Raw genomic sequence first — 19,785 nt, forward strand, 5'->3', positions numbered from 1 at the left:
GCTGGCCATGTGGAAGTGGCGGGATGGGAACCATGGCACGCTGCATCGGATACTCATGTTTTTATTCCCAATAGACACAAAAACGCGTGGATTCGCTTGATGGAATCCATGCGTTTTTCGACAGGCTGATGCCAGGAAGATTTTATTCATCTTCCTGGCATTTCACTTTTTTATTCTGATTTTGCAGGAAATAGCTTATTGAGCAATTTAATGCAAACATATATCACAAGGATAACAATAAAGATTCCCAGCATTCCTTTTCCCATAATGGGAAGAGAATGGAGCAAAGCCTGTATATTCATCTTGATCCCTCCTTAAACAATTAGGGCGATAATCAAACCGCCGGCAATGACGGAAGCAATCTGCCCGGAAACATTTGCGCCAACCGCATGCATCAGCAAGAAGTTGTTCGGATCTTCTTTCAGTCCCATTTTATGAATGACGCGCGCTGACATCGGGAAAGCGGAAATTCCTGCGGCACCTATCATGGGATTCACTTTGTTTTTGGTAAAGAGATTGATAAATTTGGCGAAGAATACGCCGCCTACCGTATCAAAAACAAACGCTACCAGGCCTAAGCACATAATTAGCAGTGTTTGGGGAGTCAGAAATTGTGCCGCCTGCATTTTTGTCGAGATAGTGAGTCCCAGGAGCAGGGTAATTAGATTTGCCAGTTGATTTTGCGCGCTGTCTGAAAGGGAATTTAAAACACCGCATTCTCTTATCAGATTTCCAAACATTAAAAAGCCAATCAGAGAAACACTCTTTGGCGCGATAATACCGGCAATTACTGTGATGATGACAGGGAAGAGAATCCTTGTCGTTCTGGATACGCTTGTCTGCGCATACGGCATGCGGATTAGACGCTCTTTTTTTGTTGTAATCAGGCGAATGACCGGCGGCTGTACGATAGGAACCAACGCCATATAAGAGTATGCTGCCACAATGATGGCGCCTATGTAGTTGGAGTTAAAAAAGTTTGCCACAAAAATAGAGGTTGGGCCATCAGCGGCGCCGATGATGGCGATGGAAGCGGCGTCCTTCAAATCAAATCCGAACAGGGAAGCCACGCTCAGAGTGAAAAAGATTCCAAACTGTGCCGCCGCGCCGAATAATAACATTTTAGGATTTGAAAGAAGCGGACCAAAATCGATCATAGCACCAATCCCGATAAAGAGCAGCAGAGGAAACAGTTCATTGGCAATCCCTGCTTGAAACAGTGTATCAATTGCTCCGTATTCTGTTACCCCGTCAAAGATTTGGTTGACTGCTCCTGAAAGGGGCAGGTTGACCAGAATGGCTCCAAAACCAATGGGCAGAAGAAGTGTCGGTTCCATATCCTTTTTGATGGCCAGATAAATCAAAAGCCCCCCAATCAGCCACATTACAACCTGCTGCCACTGGATTTCAAAGATGTTTGCAAAAAGTGTTTCCATTTCATTTCTCCTTTGCTTTAAGTATCTATAAAAAAAGACTTCTACTGCAATCAAAAACGGTTGCAATAAAAGTCTTGCTTTTTCAAGTAAGTGCGGGCAGAAGTACTGCCGGAATGACGCAACATACTACAGCATATCGCTGCAAGCTACTCCCTTTTATACGGATTCCTGCAAGGCTTTGCATAAAGCCTCATATTGTCTTGCTTCCTCAAAATTCTCCAGCGCATAACTCGAGATAGAGAGAAGATGGTAAATTTCCGGATTCAATGTATATTCTTTTAAAAGAACTTTTAACTTGTCCAAAGCTTCCTGATATTGACTGCCTGCTATCATAAACTTAATGGAGGAAAGCTGCTCGTCCAAAGCGGATAAAACGTTGTCATCATTCAGCTGTGTCAGAATTTTTTGCATTTTGTCTGTTGTGAAAGGTTTCTGAAGATAACAAACGGCTCCCAAATTGGTGGTTTCCACTGCATTTTTGATGGTGCCGTATGCGGTCATCACAATAACCGGCGTTTTGATTCCCGCTTTGCGTATTTGCCTTAAAACTTCCGTACCGGACATTTCCGGCATTTTGATGTCCAGCATAACCAAGTCGAAGTTTTCTTTGCGGAGTTTGGCAAGGGTGTCGGATCCGTTATCAGACAAGGTGACATGATATCCTTCTATTTCAAAGAATTTTTGAAGCATTAGGCGGATATTCTTTGTATCATCCGCAATCAGAACTTTTTTCAAGTATTGGTTTCCTCCTTAAAAGTTGGTATAGTAAATACAAAAGTGCTGCCCTTTCCGGGCTGGCTCACAGCACGAATGGTACCGTGATGGGCATTGATAATCTGACCGGATAAATAAAGACCGAGCCCGCTGCCTCTGTACTCTATATTGTCATCGCTATGTCGAAAATCACTTTGGAATAACTGCTTTAAATTTTCTTCTGAAATTCCAAGACCGGTGTCCTGAATACTTATCTTGATAAAATTCTCTTCTTCAATCGCATTTAAACGGATAAGATCGCCTTCATCTGTATATTTAAAAGCGTTGTTTAAAATATTATTAAAGACAAGTGTCAATTTTTCAAAATCAGCTTTGACAGGAGGGAGTTCTTTTGAAATTTCGTTTATAATGGTAACTTTATGATATTTTGAAACTTCACTAAATTGTGATATAGAATGATTTGCAATTTCAAATACAGATTCGGGACAAAGATGATAAGTAATGTTTCCCGATTGTATTTTAGAAAGTTCCAGCAGTTCATCAATTAATTTTGAAAGCCGGCTTACATCATCTTTTACTGTATCTATAATCTCCTGTTGTCCCTTCTCCAATCCGCTGTTGCTCAAGATACTGGAACCCATCAGAATGGAGGTTAGAGGCGTTTTCAGTTCGTGTGAAACGGTCGCGATAAAATCGGTGCGGATTTTTTCCGTTTCCTTAATGGTGGTGACATCCTGCATTAATAGACTATATTTTTTTTGATCTGTAATTTTTGTTGCAATTACATGGTAGGTTTTTTCTTTTACCGGAAAAAAGACAACTTTTTCCCTTCGCTCTTCCTCTGTTAGAGAAAGGGTTTTCAGAAGCTCCAATATCTCTTTATTCTGAATGATTTCAATAATATGCCGTTTCTCAGCAGATTTTGCATTTGTCTCAAAAAAACGTTCCGCTGCTGGATTCAGAAGTTCTATCATAAACTGGAAATCGACAATCAGAAAGGGATTTTCAATGTTGTTGGTGAGCGTTTCTAAATTTTTCTTTTCGGCCAGGAGATTTGACACATTTATGGTTTCATATTCCTGCAAACGTGTGAGCATATGGTTAAATTCATCTGCAATTACACCGATTTCGTCAGAACGGTTCATATGAACCGGCTGCGTAAAGTCTCCGTTTGAAACCTTTTTTAAATGATTACTCAAAACAGTCAAGGGGCTTAGCATTCGCCTGACTAAAATTGTGGCGAAGAAATAAGCGCCAAGTGCTACGCACAAAGTTAAAAGAAAAATAAATACAGACTGCATCCTCGCATTTTCAGTCGCCTGCTTTTTTCTGGCAAGCATCTCGTTGATATTTGTATCACGGATCGCCCTGATATCTTCTTTCAGTGATTGAAATAGCGGAGAAAGAGAATGGTTATAGTAATCAACACCCGCATTTAATCCGTTTTTCGCTACCTCTTCCTGTAAAAATGAAAAATTTTTACAATAAATATCATAATTGGAACGAATTTTTTGCATTTCCGGATTGTTTGCTTCCAGCAGGTAAAACCAATTTAAAAAGTTTTGCATTCCTTCCGTAAAAACAGCAATTCCATCATTTTTACCAATTGTCATATACATCAGTGTAGCGCTGTCCTGACGATCAATAATCTCCAGCATTTCATCAACGGACTGAATATTTCTGTAATTGGTTTCAATCATGGAATCGATATCCTCACTGATGGAATAAAAAGAAACGGTCGATACGATGCCGACTGTTAAAATACAGAAAACCATAACGATGTATATAAAGGCAAATTTAAGCTTCATGGACATAAAGAACCCACATTTCAACAGATAATATGATTTATTATACAATAAATCGAAAAAGAAACCAAATAGTAAAACCTATGAAAATCAAAAGAAAAACTCAGAAATGAAAGGAAATAGGGGGATAAATTGAAAAAATGGTCTTAAAATACATCTGCGATTTATATATAGGCCAAAATCGGATGATTGCATTATTTCCAAAAACGTATTAGAATCAATCACGGAAAACAAACGAAGGGCATCAAAAATGAAAAAAAACACAGTACAGACAGTGATAAAGGGTGTATGTATAGGTGCATCCATGCTTATTCCAGGCGTCAGCGGAGGAACAATGGCAATTATATTGGGAGAGTATGATAAACTGGTTCATGCGGTTAGCACGTTCCGGAAGGATATGCGAAATCACACAGTTTATTTACTTACCTTTCTCTGTGGAGGCTTGGCAGGAGTTCTTCTCTTTGCAAGATTGCTTTTATATCTTGTCGAATGCTTTGAAAAGCCGATGATGTTCCTGTTTCTCGGAGCAGTTTTGGGCAGTATTCCGATGCTGTTTCAAAAAACCGGAGAAAGAAAAGTATCCTTTTCCTCAGCCGGATATGTTCTGCTTGGAATTTTGATTGTATTGCTTTTGGGTAATTTGCCCTCAAACCTGTTAGCCGGTGACACAGAACACTTTTCGTTTATTTGGATGGGAGTGTTCGGTTTTATCATCGCGATTGCATTGGTACTTCCCGGAATAAGTGCTTCCTATATGCTGCTGATGCTTGGATTATATGATTTGACACTTCAGGCAATCAGCCGATTTGATGTATTCTTTTTATTACCGCTGGGGATAGGAGCAGTTGCGGGCATTTTGCTGACAACAGGTGTATTAGAAAAGTGTATGCAGAAGCACCCCAAAGGTACTTTTCTGTTAATCATAGGCTTTGTATGCGGAGCTGTCCCGGAGATTTTTCCGGGCATACCGTCTGGATGGGAACTTGCAGCTTCTGTTATATTATTTTTTATCGGATATGGGATTATTCGTCAGCTGGGAAAAATGCCAGCTCAATCAGCCTCATCTTTGCCAATTTAATATAATTAGGAAAAAACCGCAGTATATAAAAAACTGCGGTTTTTTCCTGCTTCCTGGAAAGCCTTTGGCGTTAATCTGCTTTTACTGATTTTGCATATTCACTGGGTGACATGCCGGTGTAATGTTTAAACTGACGGGAAAAGTAGTGAATGCTGTCATAGCCGAGAAGTGCGGCTATCTGGGTGAAATTATACTGTTCCTCTCGGATGAAAATTTTTGCTTTTTCAATTTTCATCTGATTAAAGTAATGCATGACTCCGGTTCCCATTTTTCCGGCAAAAGCGGTCTTCAAGGCGGTTTCACTGATGTTTGAATAGGCGGCGATATCCTTGAAATGCAGAGTCTGTCCGATATTTTCATTTAAAAAGGAGATAATTTCTTCCACAATATCCTGTTCAAAGCGTTCTTTGATAATGGAAACCGGCTTCTTTTCCTCCTTTTGCATCAGATTTGCGCGGTATAAAGAGATCATCAGCTGTTCCAGCAAAAGCTTAATCATCTGAAAAGAGGCAAAAGGATGGCTGGGGGATTTCATGAGCTCTGTTGTATAAGGATTATTGAGAGGAGTTAAAAAAGAATCTTCAGCCTCTTTAATGATTTGGGAAAGAAGTTTTTTTTGGGCCTGGTTTACGGAGAAAAGCTTATTCTGAAAAAATTTTGAAGCTTTGGATTTACATTCAAAAGAGATGATAACCAGATTGGGAGCCACTTTTCCATTGGCAGAAAGCGTGTGGAATTCATTTGGTTTATGAAAAATCATTTCACCGTGTTCCAGACGAAAAACGCGCTCATCAGCTGTTACATTAATTTCTCCTTTATCTACGTATACCAATTCCCAAAAATTGTGCTTTTCGCCGGTAAAGACGAAATCCTTGCGGTATTCAAAGTAATGAATTGTCACAATTCGTTTAATGATAAGCTCTTCCTCTAACGTTGTTTTGATGTACTGTTCCTCTTCCATTTTTCTTTCTCCATTTTTTAGAATATGATTATTATATATTAAAATGTCTGAAAATGCAAATATTCTGACCAAAAATGTAAATATTTTTTGTTGGGATAGTGATATGATATGGATCAGAAAAAAGAAGGAGGTTAAAATCATGCATATTCTTGTTACAGGCGGTGCCGGATATATTGGCAGCCATACGCTGGTTCAGCTTCTGGAGGCCGGTTACGAGGCAACGGTATTGGATAATCTTTGCAATAGCAGTGAAGAATCACTCAGAAGAGTGAAAAAGATAACAGGAAAAGAATTTTCTTTTTGCAAGGTCGATTTGACCGATCGGATGGCGGTTGAATCGGTATTTCAGAAAAATAATTTTGATGCGGTGATTCACTTTGCCGGTTTGAAAGCGGTGGGGGAAAGCGTAGCCCAGCCTCTTCGATACTACGATAATAATATTACAGGGACACTAATTCTCTGCGAAACCATGCAGAAACATGGTGTGAAAAAAATTGTGTTCAGTTCCTCTGCAACGGTTTATGGAAATCCACATACGGTTCCCATTAAGGAGGATTTTCCGCTGTCTGCAACCAATCCCTATGGACAAACAAAATTAATGCTGGAAACCATACTGAGAGATTTGCATCATGCCGATCCGCAGTGGGATATCGCTCTTCTTCGCTATTTTAATCCAGTGGGTGCGCATGAGAGCGGAATGATTGGCGAGGATCCCAACGGAATTCCCAATAATCTGGTCCCTTATATCGCACAGGTTGCGGTTGGAAAAAGAGAAAAGGTAAACGTATTTGGCAATGATTACGATACAAAGGACGGAACGGGAGTGAGGGACTACATTCATGTGGTTGACCTTGCAAACGGTCATTTAAAAGCGCTGGAAAAAATTAAGGAATCTGTCGGCGTAGTGACTTATAATCTGGGAACAGGAACCGGATACAGTGTACTTGAAATGATCCAGACGTATGAGAAGGCCAGCGGAAAAAAAGTGCCTTATGAGATTACTGCAAGAAGACCGGGAGATATCGCCTGCTGTTATGCAGACCCGCAAAAAGCAGAAAATGAGCTGGGATTCCATGCGGAAAAATCATTGTTTGATATGTGCAAAGATAGTTTTAGATGGCAGGAGGCGAACCCAAATGGATACAAATAAAATTACATTGGCGGTTATGGCGGCTGGAATGGGAAGCCGCTTCGGAGGTTTAAAGCAGATTGAACCTATCGGTCCAAACGGTGAGATTATTATTGACTATTCTGTTTATGATGCAAAGAAGGCCGGATTTGATAAGATTGTTTTCATCATAAAAAAAGAGATTGAAAAAGAATTCCGTGAGATGACTGGAAAGCATATTGAAAAAATGATTGATGTCGACTATGCGTTTCAGGAGATTGACAAGGTTCCGGAAGGATTTCACGTTCCCGAAAGCAGAAAAAAACCCTGGGGAACTGGTCATGCAATTTTATGCGCAAGAGATAGAATAAAGACGCCCTTTGCAGTTATCAATGCAGATGATTATTATGGCTCCTTTGCCTATCAGACAATGGCGGAACATTTGAAAAGCAGTTCTAAAGAGTACGCAATGGTAGGCTTTCTTTTGAAGAACACACTGACGGAAAACGGAACCGTTGCAAGAGGGATCTGCGAAGCGGAAAACGGTTATTTAAAGACAATTACAGAGCGTACCAAAATTCAGGATTCCAAATATACAGAGGATGGAGAGCATTGGGTACCCTTGCCCGAAGATTCCATAGCTTCCATGAATCTGTGGGGCTTTGACACTTCCATTTTCCATTATCTCGAGGAAGGATTTTCCCAATTCTGCGAGGAAAAAGGAACGGAAGAAAAAAGTGAATTTTTTCTTCCAAGCGTTGTTGACCAGCTGATTCAAAGCGGAGAAAAACGAGTAAGGGTTCTCTCTACTCCGGAAAAGTGGTATGGTGTCACCTATCGCCAGGATATGGAAATGGTGAAACAGGCAATGATAAAACTGACGGAAGAAGGGAGATATCATGGAATTTAAAGAGATTGTCGAAAAATTTCAGGTACCTGAGACTTTTATCAGCTGTGAACCATACGGGGAAGGGCATATCAATGATACATATCAGGTTAAATGCGAGGGAAAAAGATATATCCTTCAGAGAATGAATCATCATGTGTTTCATCATCCAGAGCAGTTAATGAGCAATATTGTAAAAGTAACGGAACATTTGAAAAAGAAGATTGAGGAAAACGGCGGCGATCCACTTCGAGAAACATTAACGGTTATTCCTACAAAGGAACAGGAAAGTTTTTTTGTGACGCCGGACGGTAACTATTTCAGAATGTATGATTTTATCGAGAATGCGCAAACTTATCAGGTGGTGGAACAGCCTGTCCATTTCTACAACGCCGCAAAGGCGTTCGGGCGTTTCCAGAAGCTTTTGAACGATTTTCCGGCGGATGAACTGTACGAGACGATTCCAAACTTCCATCACACGCTAAAGCGGTTCGAGGCATTGAAAAAAGCGGTTGCTGAAAATAAGGCGGGCAGGAAGGAAGAGGTCGCGGCGGAGATCGCTTTTGCTATGGAACGGGAAAAGGACGTCTCTATTCTGGTGGAGTTGATTGCAGAAAAGAAAATACCGCTTCGTGTGACACATAATGATACAAAATTCAATAACATTATGATAGATGATGCAAGCGGAGAGGGCATCTGTGTGATTGATTTGGATACAGTCATGCCCGGCTCTTTGCTGTATGATTACGGCGATTCTCTGCGTTTCGGCACCAATCCTGCCAGTGAGGATGAAAAAGACTTGACCAAGGTCTATATGGATATTGAATTGTTTGAACAGTTTTCCAAGGGCTTCATAGAAGAGATGGGGAGCACGCTGACGAAAACGGAACGGGAATTCATGCCCTTTTCTGCCAAGCTGATGACCTTTGAGTGCGGAATTCGCTTTCTGACGGACTATCTGGAGGGGGATCACTATTTTAAAATCCACTATCCGGAACAGAACCTAGACCGTACAAGAACCCAGTTTAAACTGGTGGCGGATATGGAAAAGAAAATGGAGCAGATGAAGGCGATTGTAGCAAAATATTAATGCAATAAAAAGGTGGCATCTGTAAAAAATATTTTTTAGGGAGTTGAAATTTCAGCTCCCTTTTTCGTGTATTATTTTTTGGGGAGAAAACTCAATATGCAGCTAAAAAGTAAGTATAGAAAAACGAGTATCATTTTTGTGTTTTTTATTTTCAGCTTATAGTGACAAATCATGCCGATATGAATTGCAAAAATTACGCTTCCTATTATTTTTAAATTGATTATTGGACATATAGCGGAAATGGAGAAAAATATAAAATTTAAAACGATATTTATCAATATAAACGGCAAAAACAAAATCCTTAGCTGGTCATAAAAAACGTGATTAGCCCCTATGAAATGAAAGAGAGCCTCATCGATATAAATTCTAAGATGATATCCGAATTTTGCCAATGCAAGGGATAGAGACGTGACAATCAAAGTGACAAAAACCGCATGAAACGGAGAACCGTTGATTTTTGGGTAATACATTCTTAATGAAGTGCCGGCGGCTATCACACCGCACACATACCGGTAAATACGAAACAGTTTTTCAAAATCGTAAGTAATGCAGTCCGCACTTTTTATGTATTTCACAGGGTGTACCAATATACGAAACAGAAAGTTGGAATGGTTCATTTGTTCCCCTCCTATTGCGGATAAAGAAAAACATCCTATTGATTCTTGGTGGTGGTAGAGATATAACTTCTGTCTACTGTAATCACGGTATTATAAGTCTCATCAATCTGCTTCACTTTTTGATCAATCACATGGCAGAGCTCCTTGTCATTCATTGAAAAGGAAAACGGAACCGTGATATCAAACAAAAGATTTGAATGAGTATTGCCGAACACAACACGAAAATCATGGATCGATAATTCCTCGGAGATAGTTCGGACAATTTCTATAATTTGTTCTTTTAAACGATTCACTCTTTCGTCATCCGTTACGATAGGATCTAAATGAATGACCAAATGAATATTCAGCTCATTTAGAAAATCATATTCAATGTTATCTATGATATCATGACTTAACATAATGTCCTGTTTGGCGGGAACTTCCACATGAACAGAGGCAAAACAGCGTTCGGGACCATAGTTGTGAATCACCAGATCATGCAGCCCAATAACGCCGTCGTAAGATAAAATCTTTTGATAAAAAACATCTATAAATTCTTTGTCGGGAGCGGTTCCAAGAAGCGGATTGGCGGTTTCTATGACCAGTTTCACACCGGATACAATAATAAACAGTGCCACCGCTACCCCCATATAACCGTCTAACTGAAAGCCGCTGAACCTTGCAATGATCGTGGAAAGAAGGACGGCAGAAGTTGCGTAGACATCATTCAAACTGTCGGTAGCCGTTGCTTGCAAAGCAGCAGAATGAATAATCTTTCCGACCTTTTTGTTAAACATGCCCTGCCAAAGCTTTATAAGAATAGAAATACACAGAACAAAAATGGTAATATAACTGAAATGAATTTCATCGGGATGAAATATTTTATCCGCAGAAGAAGAGATCAGCTGAAGACCTAAAAAGATAATCACAAAGGATACAATCAAGCCGGTGATATACTCCATTCTGGCATGACCATAGGGGTGTTCTTCGTCTGCCGGTTTGCCTGAGAGCTTAAATCCTACCAGAGTAATAACAGAGGAGCCTGCATCCGACAGATTATTGACCGCGTCAGCGGTAATAGATATACTGCGAAACAGAATCCCTGTCAAAATCTTAATGAGAAATAAAAAGAAATTGGAGAAAACTCCAACCCAGCCGGCCAGCTTACCATAACTTTCCCGCACAGAGGGATTTTTGATATCATTTCTGTTTTTGATAAAATGTTTGATAATTTGTTCTGTCATGTACGAAAACTCCTTTTTAATAAGGGCATTGCCCTGTCATTCAACAATTCAGCGGGAGGTTGCACTTCCGCTGAAAAAGGAAGTGTCTGAAAAGGCAAGGGCATTTTCAGCCCGAATATATCTTCCTATTACTTTTTTATATTGAAGAAATATATCAGAAGAATAAAGAGTAAAAAAAAGCAAAAGAAGAATTGTATCACATGAGAAGAGGAGGAAAACTCTTCTTTTTTTTCATACTGTTCCAATTTATCTGGAAATTCCGCCGGCGTCGTTATGGAGTTAACCAGTTGGGTAGCCTTTTCGAAGTCACTAGCTCTAACATAGAGATCAATGCCCATAGAGGAATTTCCCATTACCACCTCGACATAGGCACCGGCACCGTGATGTTTTTTCAAAACAGGAATACGGTTTTCTTTTAAATAAGATTCGATATAGTTTGCGTAAAAACTGCCGGACAGCGTCATCAAAAAAATGGGTTCCTCTTTCTCAGGCGGTAAATCGGGCAGTTTTTCCAAATTATCGACCAAGAGCACTCCACAATCGGCACAGGTAACAATGCCGTCTACATATTCCGTTCTGCAATTCGGGCAAAAGGGCATAAAATCAACCTTTCTTCTTTCGTTATTTTTTTGTAATTATGTATTTGATAATCAGAATAAAAGAAATTAAAACCCAAACTGTCACAAAAGCAATAAAAACCATGATAAGTCCGGCAATGATATTCATTGTAAGAGAATCCGATTGAAACATATTATCATCACACTTTCATTTCAAAAATATATCTTGTAATTTTTGAGAAATTGATTTTGCTATATATTACAATTTACTTTATGCAAGTAAAATCCGGTATTTTCCAGGTTTTGCACAACAAAATAAATGGATGATTCAATAAGGAATCAGCTGGTCAGAAGCTTGTTTCCGCTTACAGCGTGTATTTGTGATGCAATATTTTCTAGAAATTCTTGAATTTTTAGTCATTCAATAAGGGCATTGCGTCGTTAACGTTTTGTGAGATCACAATAACTGCAACCTCCAACAGAAAAGATATGGAAACAGCCGCATGGCAGGAGAATAGCATCATTTATTGTATCATGATTCAAAATAGAAGTCAATTTAATCGGTTGGGAGAAAATACGTTGACAAATGAAAGAATTGAATGTAAAATAATAACTGGAATGATAAAATATGCTTTATGAAAGAAGGGATTTTTGATGTTATGTCCAAACTGTAAGGCGGAAAATCAGGAAGATTCTATTTTCTGTAAAAATTGCGGGAACCGTATCGAAGAAATACGGAAGGAAGACGTTTTAAACAGCCATTCAGAGGCAGCAAGTGAGCTTCAGCAGGTAAAAGAGGAAGAAAAGAAGTGTCCTGATTGCAGTACTGTGGTGGAAGAGGATTCCATGTTTTGCCCTGCTTGTGGCTGTAAATTATCTGAAAATCCATATTCTGTTGAAAGCGGCTTCATGGAGACAGAAGAAAGAGAGCCATTTTGGAAAAACAAAAGGAAACGGAATATCCTATTGATATCCGTTGCCAGTGTTATGCTGATAACTGCGGTTATCTATGCAGGATTTCATTTTGCTTATATAACATGCAGAATGGCAATCTCTGCGAATGACAACGGAAGAATAGAACAAATCTATCAAGAAAACCGGCATAACAAAAGCTTCATGAAAAAAATGGAGTATTTTGCTACCAAACAGGTTGATAAAATATATAAAAATTATAAAAAAGAAAATTACAGTTATGATACTGCCATAGAAAAACTGAGCTGTTATGAAAATTTTGTAAATATCACAGGATATGAGCAGGATCTGAAAACAATCAGCGATTCAAGGCTTGCTTTTCAGCAGGGGAATAAATATAAAAGCGAACAAGATATCCTGAATGCTGCGATTGAATATAGGCAAGTAGATCCGCTCGATGATAAGAATTATCAAATTGCGTCTGATTTCATCAGTGAAAATGCAGAAAAGATCAAGAAACTTGCGCTGGAAGAATTAGATAGTATGCAAAGCGCGGGTACCTTTAATTTGGGTGAAGTGTTTATTGACAGAGTTGCGAATCTTCTGAAAGAAGATGATGAATTTGTGCATAGGGCATATCAATTCATGGCCGAAAAAGCCAAATCAGAGCAAAAAGTAAAGGTTGCCGGCACGAAAATTCTCAATCAGCAGTATTGGGGATATGATCTGCTGTCCGTTTCTTTTCAGAATGTATCTGATAAAACAGTTAACTGTATGGAAGTTTTGATTTTGGGATTTGATAAGGATAAAAAGCCTGTAAAAATAAAATCTGAGTTCAATAAAGAAGGTAAATATGAATTGTGGGGAAAATCAGATCAACAGATTAAAAGCGGTGCAACCACAGGAGGAGACAGCGGATGGATGGCATATAATGCGGGGGAGATTGTCTACTTGTATGCCTGCCCTTATCAGGTAACTTTCTCAGATGGAGAGGTATGGGAAAATCCGTATGCGGATTACTTTTATGAGACTTATGCCGGGAAAGAGCTAAAGGAATAATGAATCATATGAGAAAGATTTTTCTCTGAAAATAATGCCTGGGCTCCTCGGGTGCTCAGGCATTATTTATTTAAAAATAATATTTTATTCTTGCAGAGGGGATTTTTAAGATACTTCAAAATGATGTTTCCGAAAAATTTCTTTTATTTTTTCCATATCTTCTTTGGAGGGCGGCTCAATTTTCTCCAGCTGATAAGGCTCTTTTAGGGCTTCCCATTTGTATTCTCCCATTTTATGAAAGGGGAGAAGCTCAATTTTTTCAATGCAGGAAAACTTTTGTAATTTTTCCGCCATTTGTTCCAGCATGGGATAATCAAGTGTATAATCTGGAAGAATGACATGGCGGATCCAAACCGGTTTGCCGATTTTTTCCCGGTATTGCAATGTTTTAAGCGCATTATGATTATCCATCCTTGTAATTGTCTTGCACATTGTTGGATCGATAGACTTAATATCCAATAAAAGTAAATCTGCTTTGTCCAGAATATTTTTTACATTTTCGGGAGGAATGGCTCCGGAGGTATCAATTGCTATATGCATTCCGTTTTCTTGCAGCTGGTCCATCAGTGCTTCGCAAAACACGGATTGTAGCAAGGGTTCCCCGCCGGAAAATGTCACACCGCCGGAAAGATAATTTTTGTAAGAAAGAATATTTTCAGCTAAACGGTCTGCCTCCATCAGCATACCGCCGTTTGTATCCCAGGAATCCGGATTGTGGCAGAATAGACAACGCAGCGGGCAGCCCTGAAAAAACACTACAAAACGCACGCCGGGGCCATCTACCGCCCCAAATGACTCCAGAGAATGAATCCTTCCGGTGATACTCATAAAACGCTTCTCCTTTCCGTAAAAAGGACAAACAAACTGTTTGTCCTTTTTAGTATAACCAATTCAGGGGGGATCATTAGAATCTGGTGTGGAATGTCCGGTTGATGACATCCATCTGCTGTTCTCTTGTCAGTTTGATGAAATTGACAGCGTAACCGGAAACGCGTATTGTAAGCTGAGGATATTTCTCCGGATGATCCATAGCATCCAGAAGCACCTCACGGTTCAGCACATTGACATTGATATGATGACCTTCGTCCATAAAGTATCCATCCATCAGCTGCACCAAGTTTGCGGTTTTTTCATCGTCCGCTTTTCCAAGAGCACCGGGTACGATGGAAAAGGTATAGGAAATTCCGTCCTCGCTGTAATCATAGGGGATTTTAGCAACTGATTTCATAGAAGCGATACAGCCGTTTTCATCCCTCCCGTGCATCGGGTTGGCACCCGGAGCAAAGGGTTCTCCGGCTTTTCTGCCGTCGGGAGTTGAACCGGTCTTTTTGCCATAGACAACGTTTGACGTGATGGTAAGAACGGAAAGAGTAGGAATGCTGTCGCGATAGGTTCTTACCTTTCTCAGTTTTTTCATAAAACCACGGATAACTTCTTCCGCAATAATATCGACACGATCATCGTTGTTTCCGAATTTCGGATAATCCCCTTCTATTTCAAAATCAACTGCCAGACCTGCTTCGTTGCGAATTGGTTTTACCTTGGCATATTTGATTGCGGACAAACTGTCCACAATAACAGAAAGTCCGGCTACGCCGCAGGCAGATGTTCTTAAGATGTCTTTGTCATGAAGTGCCATCTGCAGTCTTTCGTAGCAGTATTTATCGTGCATATAATGGATGATATTCAAAGTGTTGATATACAGGTTTGCCAACCAATCGCACACACTGTCAAATTTGCGCATGACTTCTTCGTAATCCAGATATTCGGATGTGATAGGCGCCAGTTCCGGACCAACCTGATCGCCATAGCGCTCATCTTTGCCGCCATTGATGGCATAGAGGAGAGCCTTGGCCAGATTTGCACGGGCACCAAAGAACTGCATCTGTTTCCCGATGCGCATAGCGGAAACGCAGCAGGCTATTCCATAATCATCGCCGAATTTTTCCATCATCAAATCATCATTTTCATACTGAATGGATGAAGTTTGAATCGAAATCTTAGCGCAGAATTTTTTGAAGTTTTCAGGCAGTCTGGGACTCCACAAAATTGTCATATTGGGTTCCGGAGCAGGCCCCAGATTTACCAGCGTATGCAGGAAACGGTAAGACATTTTGGTGACCATGTGTCTGCCATCTAAGCACATTCCTCCGATGGACTCGGTAATCCAGGTAGGATCGCCGGAGAAAAGTTCATCATAGGCAGGCGTTCTCAGAAAACGGACAATTCTCAATTTCATAACGAAATGGTCCACCAGCTCCTGAATTTCAGACTCTGTAAAAGTACCGTCTTTCAGGTCCTGTTCTGCATAGATATCAAGAAAAGTAGAAATACGGCCAATACTCATTGCTGCGCCGTTTTGTTCTTTTACCGCACCGAGGTAACCAAAATACAGCCACTGAATGGCTTCCTTTGTATTTTTGGCGGGTTTTGAGATATCAAAGCCATATTTTGCAGCCATTTCTTTGAGTTCATTCAATGCTTTAATCTGTTCGGAAGTCTCTTCCCGAAGACGGATGGTTGGACTGTCCATAATGTCCATCACCAGATCTTTTTTCTCTTGCTGCTTCTGTTCAATTAAATAGTCAACGCCGTAAAGAGCGATTCTTCTATAGTCCCCGATGATTCTGCCACGGCCGTACGCGTCCGGAAGACCAGTGATGATACCGGTATGACGCGCCTTTTTCATCTCGTCGGTATATGCGTCAAAAACACCGTCATTGTGAGTTTTGCGGTATTTAAATACGTTGGCGACATCCTTGTCCATTGTTTTGTTGTAAGCTTCCAAAGATGTTTTGACCATACGGATACCGCCAAACGGCATAATCGCGCGTTTTAAAGGTTCGTTTGTCTGAAGACCGACAATCTGTTCCAAGTCTTTGTCAATATATCCTGCTTCATGGGAAGCAATGGTGGAAATCGTTTTTTCATCAATATCATATACACCACCGCGGCTGCGCTCTTCTTTGAGCAGTTCAGAAAGTTCATCCCATAATTTGGTTGTACGTTCTGTCGGCTCAACCAGAAAACTGTCATCACCGTCATAAGGGGTGTAGTTTTCGACAATAAAGTCTCTTACGTTAATATCTTTTAACGCTTTTTCTGTGTTGAAATCCATTTCTCATCTCTCCTTTATTTAACAATAACCATTCCTGTTATCTTTCCTTAGATATATTAACATACTTTCTGAGGTGTTGTAAACCTTACAGCACCATATATATTTGCCAACAGAGAAAAAACGTGGAAATGCTTAATAGAGACTTTGTTAATTAATTAACTTTTGTATAGTTATCACAACTGGGAAAAGTATAATAATACAAAAAAATGATGATAATACAATTTTAATAAAAGAAAATGTATACTTTGATGATGTATTTATGATGAAATCAGAATTGAAAGATAGATCTATACGTGATAAAATAATCCTTATTAGAATAAGAAAGAGATGAGTCATTTGACGTTTTATGAAAAAGTGTATGAAATTGTTGCTCAAATACCAAAGGGAAATGTAATGACATACGGTCAGATTGCGGCCTTAGCAGGGAAACCCAACGCAAGCCGTGCTGTGGGACATGCGTTGCGCGTTTGTCCGGAAAAATTAGAACTTCCTTGTCACCGCGTTGTCAATACCCGGGGATACTTAAGCGGAGGAAAGGCATTTGGCGGAATGGAAATACAAAAGCAGTTACTCGTGCAAGAGGGGATCAAAGTATCGGAAGATTATTGCATTGATCTAGAAAGATATCTTTCTTGGAATCAGCAAATTTGCGGAAAATAAATTGGATATATTTCTGTAATCTTGAAGACGGAGCAGACAGTTTGTAAACAATATATTTATTGAATCAATTGATAAAATATGTATTTTTGCAATTTTTGTATTTGAAATTTGCAAAATGATTGCGGAAATTTCTGTTTTATGATATAATAACTTTCATAACTCTAAGTCATTAAAAATATCAAGAGTTTCGAAGAAGATTGAATCACAATACTGTGGTGACATCCTGTCATCTTCGTTGTTGCGATATAGTAGTTCGCAATGCCAACTCAGCAATAGAGTGCATATAATACATTGGGCATCTATATCATCAGCTAATTATATAATCAATCGGAAATTTCTTTTCAATGCAATTTGTACTTTATAAAAAGGAAGCTTATATTGTATTTTATCTGCTTCTTGATTAAGATATTTGTTGTTCTATACTTTGACATATTTTGATATAAGGGGAACTTTTATCATGCAGAAAAATATTATTACAGTCATTCAGGAATCCTATCATACTTTTTCAAAAAGTCAGAAGCTGATCGCAGATTATATTGTCAATAATTATGAAAAGGTTGCTTTTATGACGGCTGCAAAATTAGCGGAAGTGGTAAAGGTTTCGGAATCAACCGTGGTAAGATTTGCAGCTGAATTGGGACTGGACGGTTACCCGGAACTTCTTCGACAGCTGAAGGAAATGGTTCCGACAAAGCTTACTTCCGTTCAGAGAATTGAGATTGCATCCTCAAATTTTAAGGAACAGGATATTCTGAAAAATGTGATTCATTCCGATATTTACAAATTGAAACAGACACTTAATACAGTGGATAGAAATTCGTTTAATCAAGCGGTTCATTCCATTCAAAAAGCGAAAAAAATTTATATACTGGGTGTCAGAAGCGCAGCATCTCTGGCCAGCTTTCTTGGATTTTATTTTAACCTGATGTTTGAAAACGTAAAATTGATCCACACGAACTCTGTCAGCGAAATGTTCGAACAGCTAATAGGGATAGGGGAAGGGGACGTGGCGATCGGTATCAGTTTTCCCCGTTATTCCAGGAGAACCTTAAAAGCGATGGAGTTCGCACATAAAAGCGGTGCAAAGGTTGTCGCTATTACAGACAGCAATATGTCTCCGTTGAATAAGACAGCGGACTATTCCTTGATCGCCAGAAGTGATATGGCTTCTTTTGTAGATTCTCTCGTTGCCCCCTTGAGTCTTATCAATGCACTGATTGTATCCCTCGCAATGAATAAGAAGGATGAAATGGCGCAAACTTTTGAGAAATTGGAAAGAATTTGGGAAGAGTATCAGGTTTATGATGTTTCCCAGGAATAGGTGTAAAAATGTATGATGTGATTGTTGTCGGCGGCGGAGCCGCGGGATTAATGGCAGCCGGCACAGCTGCCGGGAAATATAAAAATGTTGGGATTGTTGAGAAAAACAGCCGTTTGGGAAAAAAGATTTTAATCACCGGAAAAGGGCGCTGTAATGTGACAAATGCAGCGGATATCAGCGACTTCTTCCCCCAGATATTTCGAAATGGAAACTTTATGTACAGTGCCTTCTATTCTTTTACCAATGAGGATACGATGGCACTTTTTCGCGAATTGGGCGTACCTTTGAAGATTGAACGGGGACAGAGAGTTTTTCCGGAATCGGATCGGGCAGGGGATATTGCCGGCGCACTGAAAAGGTATTGTCAAAGAGGGAATGTACAGTTTATATCAGGAACGGTGAAAAGCCTGTTTATAAGAGAAGGACGCTGTCAGGGCGTCTGTCTCTCAGATAATAACATTTTGGAGGCGCACAAGGTGATAGTCGCTACCGGAGGCGTCTCCTATCCGCTGACAGGAAGTACAGGAGACGGCTATCGGCTTGCCAGACAGGCAGGTCATTCTGTTGTGCCGCCCAAGCCCGCGCTGGTTCCGCTGGAACTGAAAGAAGCGGAAGTAAAAGAGCTGCAGGGATTATCTCTAAAAAATGTGTCTTTGAAAGTGATCGATTCGGAGCGGGAAAAAGCCGTTTATGAAGATTTTGGCGAGATGTTATTTACTCACTTTGGGATTAGCGGGCCGCTGGTGATATCCGCATCTTCCCATATAAAAGAACAGGGGAGTTACCGTATTGTAATCGATTTAAAACCTGCACTTACGGAACAGCAGCTGGAAAAACGGTTGCTGAGGGACTTTGAAAAATTTCAGAATAAGGATTTTAAAAATAGTTTAAATGAATTGTTGCCTAAAAAGATGATTTCCGTTATAATAAAGAACAGCGGTATCCATCCGGATACAAAAATCAACCAGATAACAAAGGAACAGCGGAAAACGTTGATTTCCGTTTTAAAAGGATTCACTTTTACTTATAAAAAGAAACGGCCGATCGAGGAGGCCATTATCACTGACGGTGGTATCAATGTAAAGGAAATCAATCCGTCAACGATGGAATCGAAATTGCTTCCCAATCTATTTTTTGCCGGAGAGGTTTTGGATGTTTGCGGATATACAGGTGGCTTTAATCTGCAAGTCGCTTTTTCCACTGGTCATCTGGCGGGGGAGAATGTTTAAAAAGAGAGGTG

At 39.9% G+C, this 19,785-nt stretch carries 17 protein-coding genes; 8 read left to right on the top strand and 9 right to left on the bottom strand.

What is annotated here, in order from left to right; translation table 11 throughout:
- Positions 1–170: 170 nt before the first annotated feature.
- The 4 genes from KQI32_RS13340 to KQI32_RS03435 all read right to left on the bottom strand — a co-directional run bounded on the left by KQI32_RS13340 (position 171) and on the right by KQI32_RS03435 (position 3,964).
- Positions 171–302 (bottom strand): OadG-related small transporter subunit, encoded by a 132-nt coding sequence (locus KQI32_RS13340; RefSeq protein ID WP_253291025.1) that lies wholly within the window; start codon positions 300–302, stop codon positions 171–173.
- Positions 303–314: 12 nt separating this feature from the next.
- On the bottom strand, positions 315–1,436 hold the full coding sequence (locus KQI32_RS03425; RefSeq protein WP_216423966.1) for a sodium ion-translocating decarboxylase subunit beta: 1,122 nt from the start codon (positions 1,434–1,436) through the stop codon (positions 315–317).
- A gap of 156 nt (positions 1,437–1,592) precedes the next feature.
- Complete coding sequence (locus KQI32_RS03430) at positions 1,593–2,171, bottom strand: response regulator (protein ID WP_216423967.1); 579 nt, start codon at positions 2,169–2,171, stop codon at positions 1,593–1,595.
- Positions 2,168–3,964 (bottom strand): ATP-binding protein, encoded by a 1,797-nt coding sequence (locus KQI32_RS03435; protein ID WP_216423968.1) that lies wholly within the window; start codon positions 3,962–3,964, stop codon positions 2,168–2,170. Before KQI32_RS03435 ends, KQI32_RS03430 begins: the two co-directional genes overlap by 4 nt.
- Positions 3,965–4,205: 241 nt before the next feature.
- On the opposite strand from KQI32_RS03435, the gene KQI32_RS03440 reads away from it, so the two are divergent.
- Positions 4,206–5,033: a DUF368 domain-containing protein gene (locus KQI32_RS03440; RefSeq protein WP_216423969.1), complete on the top strand. Its 828-nt coding sequence runs from the start codon at positions 4,206–4,208 to the stop codon at positions 5,031–5,033.
- A gap of 70 nt (positions 5,034–5,103) precedes the next feature.
- On the opposite strand, the gene KQI32_RS03445 is transcribed toward KQI32_RS03440, so the two are convergent.
- Positions 5,104–5,994 carry an AraC family transcriptional regulator gene (locus KQI32_RS03445; RefSeq protein WP_216423970.1) on the bottom strand — a complete coding sequence of 297 codons (891 nt, stop codon included), beginning with the start codon at positions 5,992–5,994 and terminating at the stop codon, positions 5,104–5,106.
- Between the two features lie 139 nt (positions 5,995–6,133).
- Between KQI32_RS03445 and galE the strand changes: the two genes are divergently transcribed.
- From galE to KQI32_RS03460, 3 genes are read left to right on the top strand one after another with little or no spacing between them, the layout of a single operon-like run.
- Positions 6,134–7,144 (top strand): UDP-glucose 4-epimerase GalE, encoded by a 1,011-nt coding sequence (galE, locus tag KQI32_RS03450; RefSeq protein WP_216423971.1) that lies wholly within the window; start codon positions 6,134–6,136, stop codon positions 7,142–7,144.
- Entirely contained in the window at positions 7,131–8,012 is an 882-nt protein-coding gene (locus tag KQI32_RS03455; RefSeq protein WP_216423972.1) for a sugar phosphate nucleotidyltransferase, read from the top strand. Before galE ends, KQI32_RS03455 begins: the two co-directional genes overlap by 14 nt.
- Positions 8,002–9,078 (top strand): phosphotransferase enzyme family protein, encoded by a 1,077-nt coding sequence (locus tag KQI32_RS03460; protein ID WP_216423973.1) that lies wholly within the window; start codon positions 8,002–8,004, stop codon positions 9,076–9,078. Before KQI32_RS03455 ends, KQI32_RS03460 begins: the two co-directional genes overlap by 11 nt.
- A gap of 652 nt (positions 9,079–9,730) precedes the next feature.
- Here KQI32_RS03460 and KQI32_RS03465 read toward each other — a convergent pair.
- On the bottom strand, positions 9,731–10,918 hold the full coding sequence (locus KQI32_RS03465; protein ID WP_216423974.1) for a cation diffusion facilitator family transporter: 1,188 nt from the start codon (positions 10,916–10,918) through the stop codon (positions 9,731–9,733).
- A 128-nt stretch (positions 10,919–11,046) separates the two neighbouring features.
- Positions 11,047–11,517, bottom strand: coding sequence for a putative signal transducing protein (locus tag KQI32_RS03470; protein ID WP_216423975.1), 471 nt, complete (start codon positions 11,515–11,517; stop codon positions 11,047–11,049).
- A gap of 612 nt (positions 11,518–12,129) precedes the next feature.
- Between KQI32_RS03470 and KQI32_RS03475 the strand changes: the two genes are divergently transcribed.
- Entirely contained in the window at positions 12,130–13,446 is a 1,317-nt protein-coding gene (locus tag KQI32_RS03475) for a DUF5780 domain-containing protein (RefSeq protein WP_253291034.1), read from the top strand.
- Positions 13,447–13,551: 105 nt separating this feature from the next.
- Here the strand turns inward: KQI32_RS03475 and pflA are convergent, their stop codons facing one another.
- Entirely contained in the window at positions 13,552–14,274 is a 723-nt protein-coding gene (pflA, locus tag KQI32_RS03480; protein WP_216423977.1) for a pyruvate formate-lyase-activating protein, read from the bottom strand.
- Between the two features lie 76 nt (positions 14,275–14,350).
- Positions 14,351–16,564, bottom strand: a complete 2,214-nt coding sequence (pflB, locus tag KQI32_RS03485) for a formate C-acetyltransferase (RefSeq protein WP_216423978.1) — start codon at positions 16,562–16,564, stop codon at positions 14,351–14,353.
- A 327-nt stretch (positions 16,565–16,891) separates the two neighbouring features.
- On the opposite strand from pflB, the gene KQI32_RS03490 reads away from it, so the two are divergent.
- From KQI32_RS03490 to KQI32_RS03500, 3 genes are all read left to right on the top strand, one after another.
- On the top strand, positions 16,892–17,224 hold the full coding sequence (locus KQI32_RS03490) for an MGMT family protein (protein ID WP_216423979.1): 333 nt from the start codon (positions 16,892–16,894) through the stop codon (positions 17,222–17,224).
- Between the two features lie 457 nt (positions 17,225–17,681).
- Positions 17,682–18,545: a MurR/RpiR family transcriptional regulator gene (locus KQI32_RS03495; protein WP_216423980.1), complete on the top strand. Its 864-nt coding sequence runs from the start codon at positions 17,682–17,684 to the stop codon at positions 18,543–18,545.
- An 8-nt stretch (positions 18,546–18,553) separates the two neighbouring features.
- Positions 18,554–19,774 (top strand): NAD(P)/FAD-dependent oxidoreductase, encoded by a 1,221-nt coding sequence (locus KQI32_RS03500; RefSeq protein ID WP_216423981.1) that lies wholly within the window; start codon positions 18,554–18,556, stop codon positions 19,772–19,774.
- Positions 19,775–19,785: the final 11 nt, after the last annotated feature.

It is taken from the genome of Acetivibrio sp. MSJd-27 (genome assembly GCF_018918095.1).
Lineage (GTDB): Bacteria > Bacillota > Clostridia > UMGS1840 > HGM11507 > HGM11507.

What these genes read in the sequence shown, in the direction of transcription:
- KQI32_RS13340 (WP_253291025.1), bottom strand. Translation starts at nt 302, where the DNA reads ATGAATATACAGGCTTTGCTCCATTCTCTTCCCATTATGGGAAAAGGA.
- KQI32_RS03425 (WP_216423966.1), bottom strand. Translation starts at nt 1,436, where the DNA reads ATGGAAACACTTTTTGCAAACATCTTTGAAATCCAGTGGCAGCAGGTT.
- KQI32_RS03435 (WP_216423968.1), bottom strand. Translation starts at nt 3,964, where the DNA reads ATGTCCATGAAGCTTAAATTTGCCTTTATATACATCGTTATGGTTTTC.
- KQI32_RS03440 (WP_216423969.1), top strand. Translation starts at nt 4,206, where the DNA reads ATGAAAAAAAACACAGTACAGACAGTGATAAAGGGTGTATGTATAGGT.
- KQI32_RS03445 (WP_216423970.1), bottom strand. Translation starts at nt 5,994, where the DNA reads ATGGAAGAGGAACAGTACATCAAAACAACGTTAGAGGAAGAGCTTATC.
- galE (WP_216423971.1), top strand. Translation starts at nt 6,134, where the DNA reads ATGCATATTCTTGTTACAGGCGGTGCCGGATATATTGGCAGCCATACG.
- KQI32_RS03455 (WP_216423972.1), top strand. Translation starts at nt 7,131, where the DNA reads ATGGATACAAATAAAATTACATTGGCGGTTATGGCGGCTGGAATGGGA.
- KQI32_RS03460 (WP_216423973.1), top strand. Translation starts at nt 8,002, where the DNA reads ATGGAATTTAAAGAGATTGTCGAAAAATTTCAGGTACCTGAGACTTTT.
- KQI32_RS03465 (WP_216423974.1), bottom strand. Translation starts at nt 10,918, where the DNA reads ATGACAGAACAAATTATCAAACATTTTATCAAAAACAGAAATGATATC.
- KQI32_RS03470 (WP_216423975.1), bottom strand. Translation starts at nt 11,517, where the DNA reads ATGCCCTTTTGCCCGAATTGCAGAACGGAATATGTAGACGGCATTGTT.
- KQI32_RS03475 (WP_253291034.1), top strand. Translation starts at nt 12,130, where the DNA reads ATGTTATGTCCAAACTGTAAGGCGGAAAATCAGGAAGATTCTATTTTC.
- pflA (WP_216423977.1), bottom strand. Translation starts at nt 14,274, where the DNA reads ATGAGTATCACCGGAAGGATTCATTCTCTGGAGTCATTTGGGGCGGTA.
- pflB (WP_216423978.1), bottom strand. Translation starts at nt 16,564, where the DNA reads ATGGATTTCAACACAGAAAAAGCGTTAAAAGATATTAACGTAAGAGAC.
- KQI32_RS03490 (WP_216423979.1), top strand. Translation starts at nt 16,892, where the DNA reads ATGAGTCATTTGACGTTTTATGAAAAAGTGTATGAAATTGTTGCTCAA.
- KQI32_RS03495 (WP_216423980.1), top strand. Translation starts at nt 17,682, where the DNA reads ATGCAGAAAAATATTATTACAGTCATTCAGGAATCCTATCATACTTTT.
- KQI32_RS03500 (WP_216423981.1), top strand. Translation starts at nt 18,554, where the DNA reads ATGTATGATGTGATTGTTGTCGGCGGCGGAGCCGCGGGATTAATGGCA.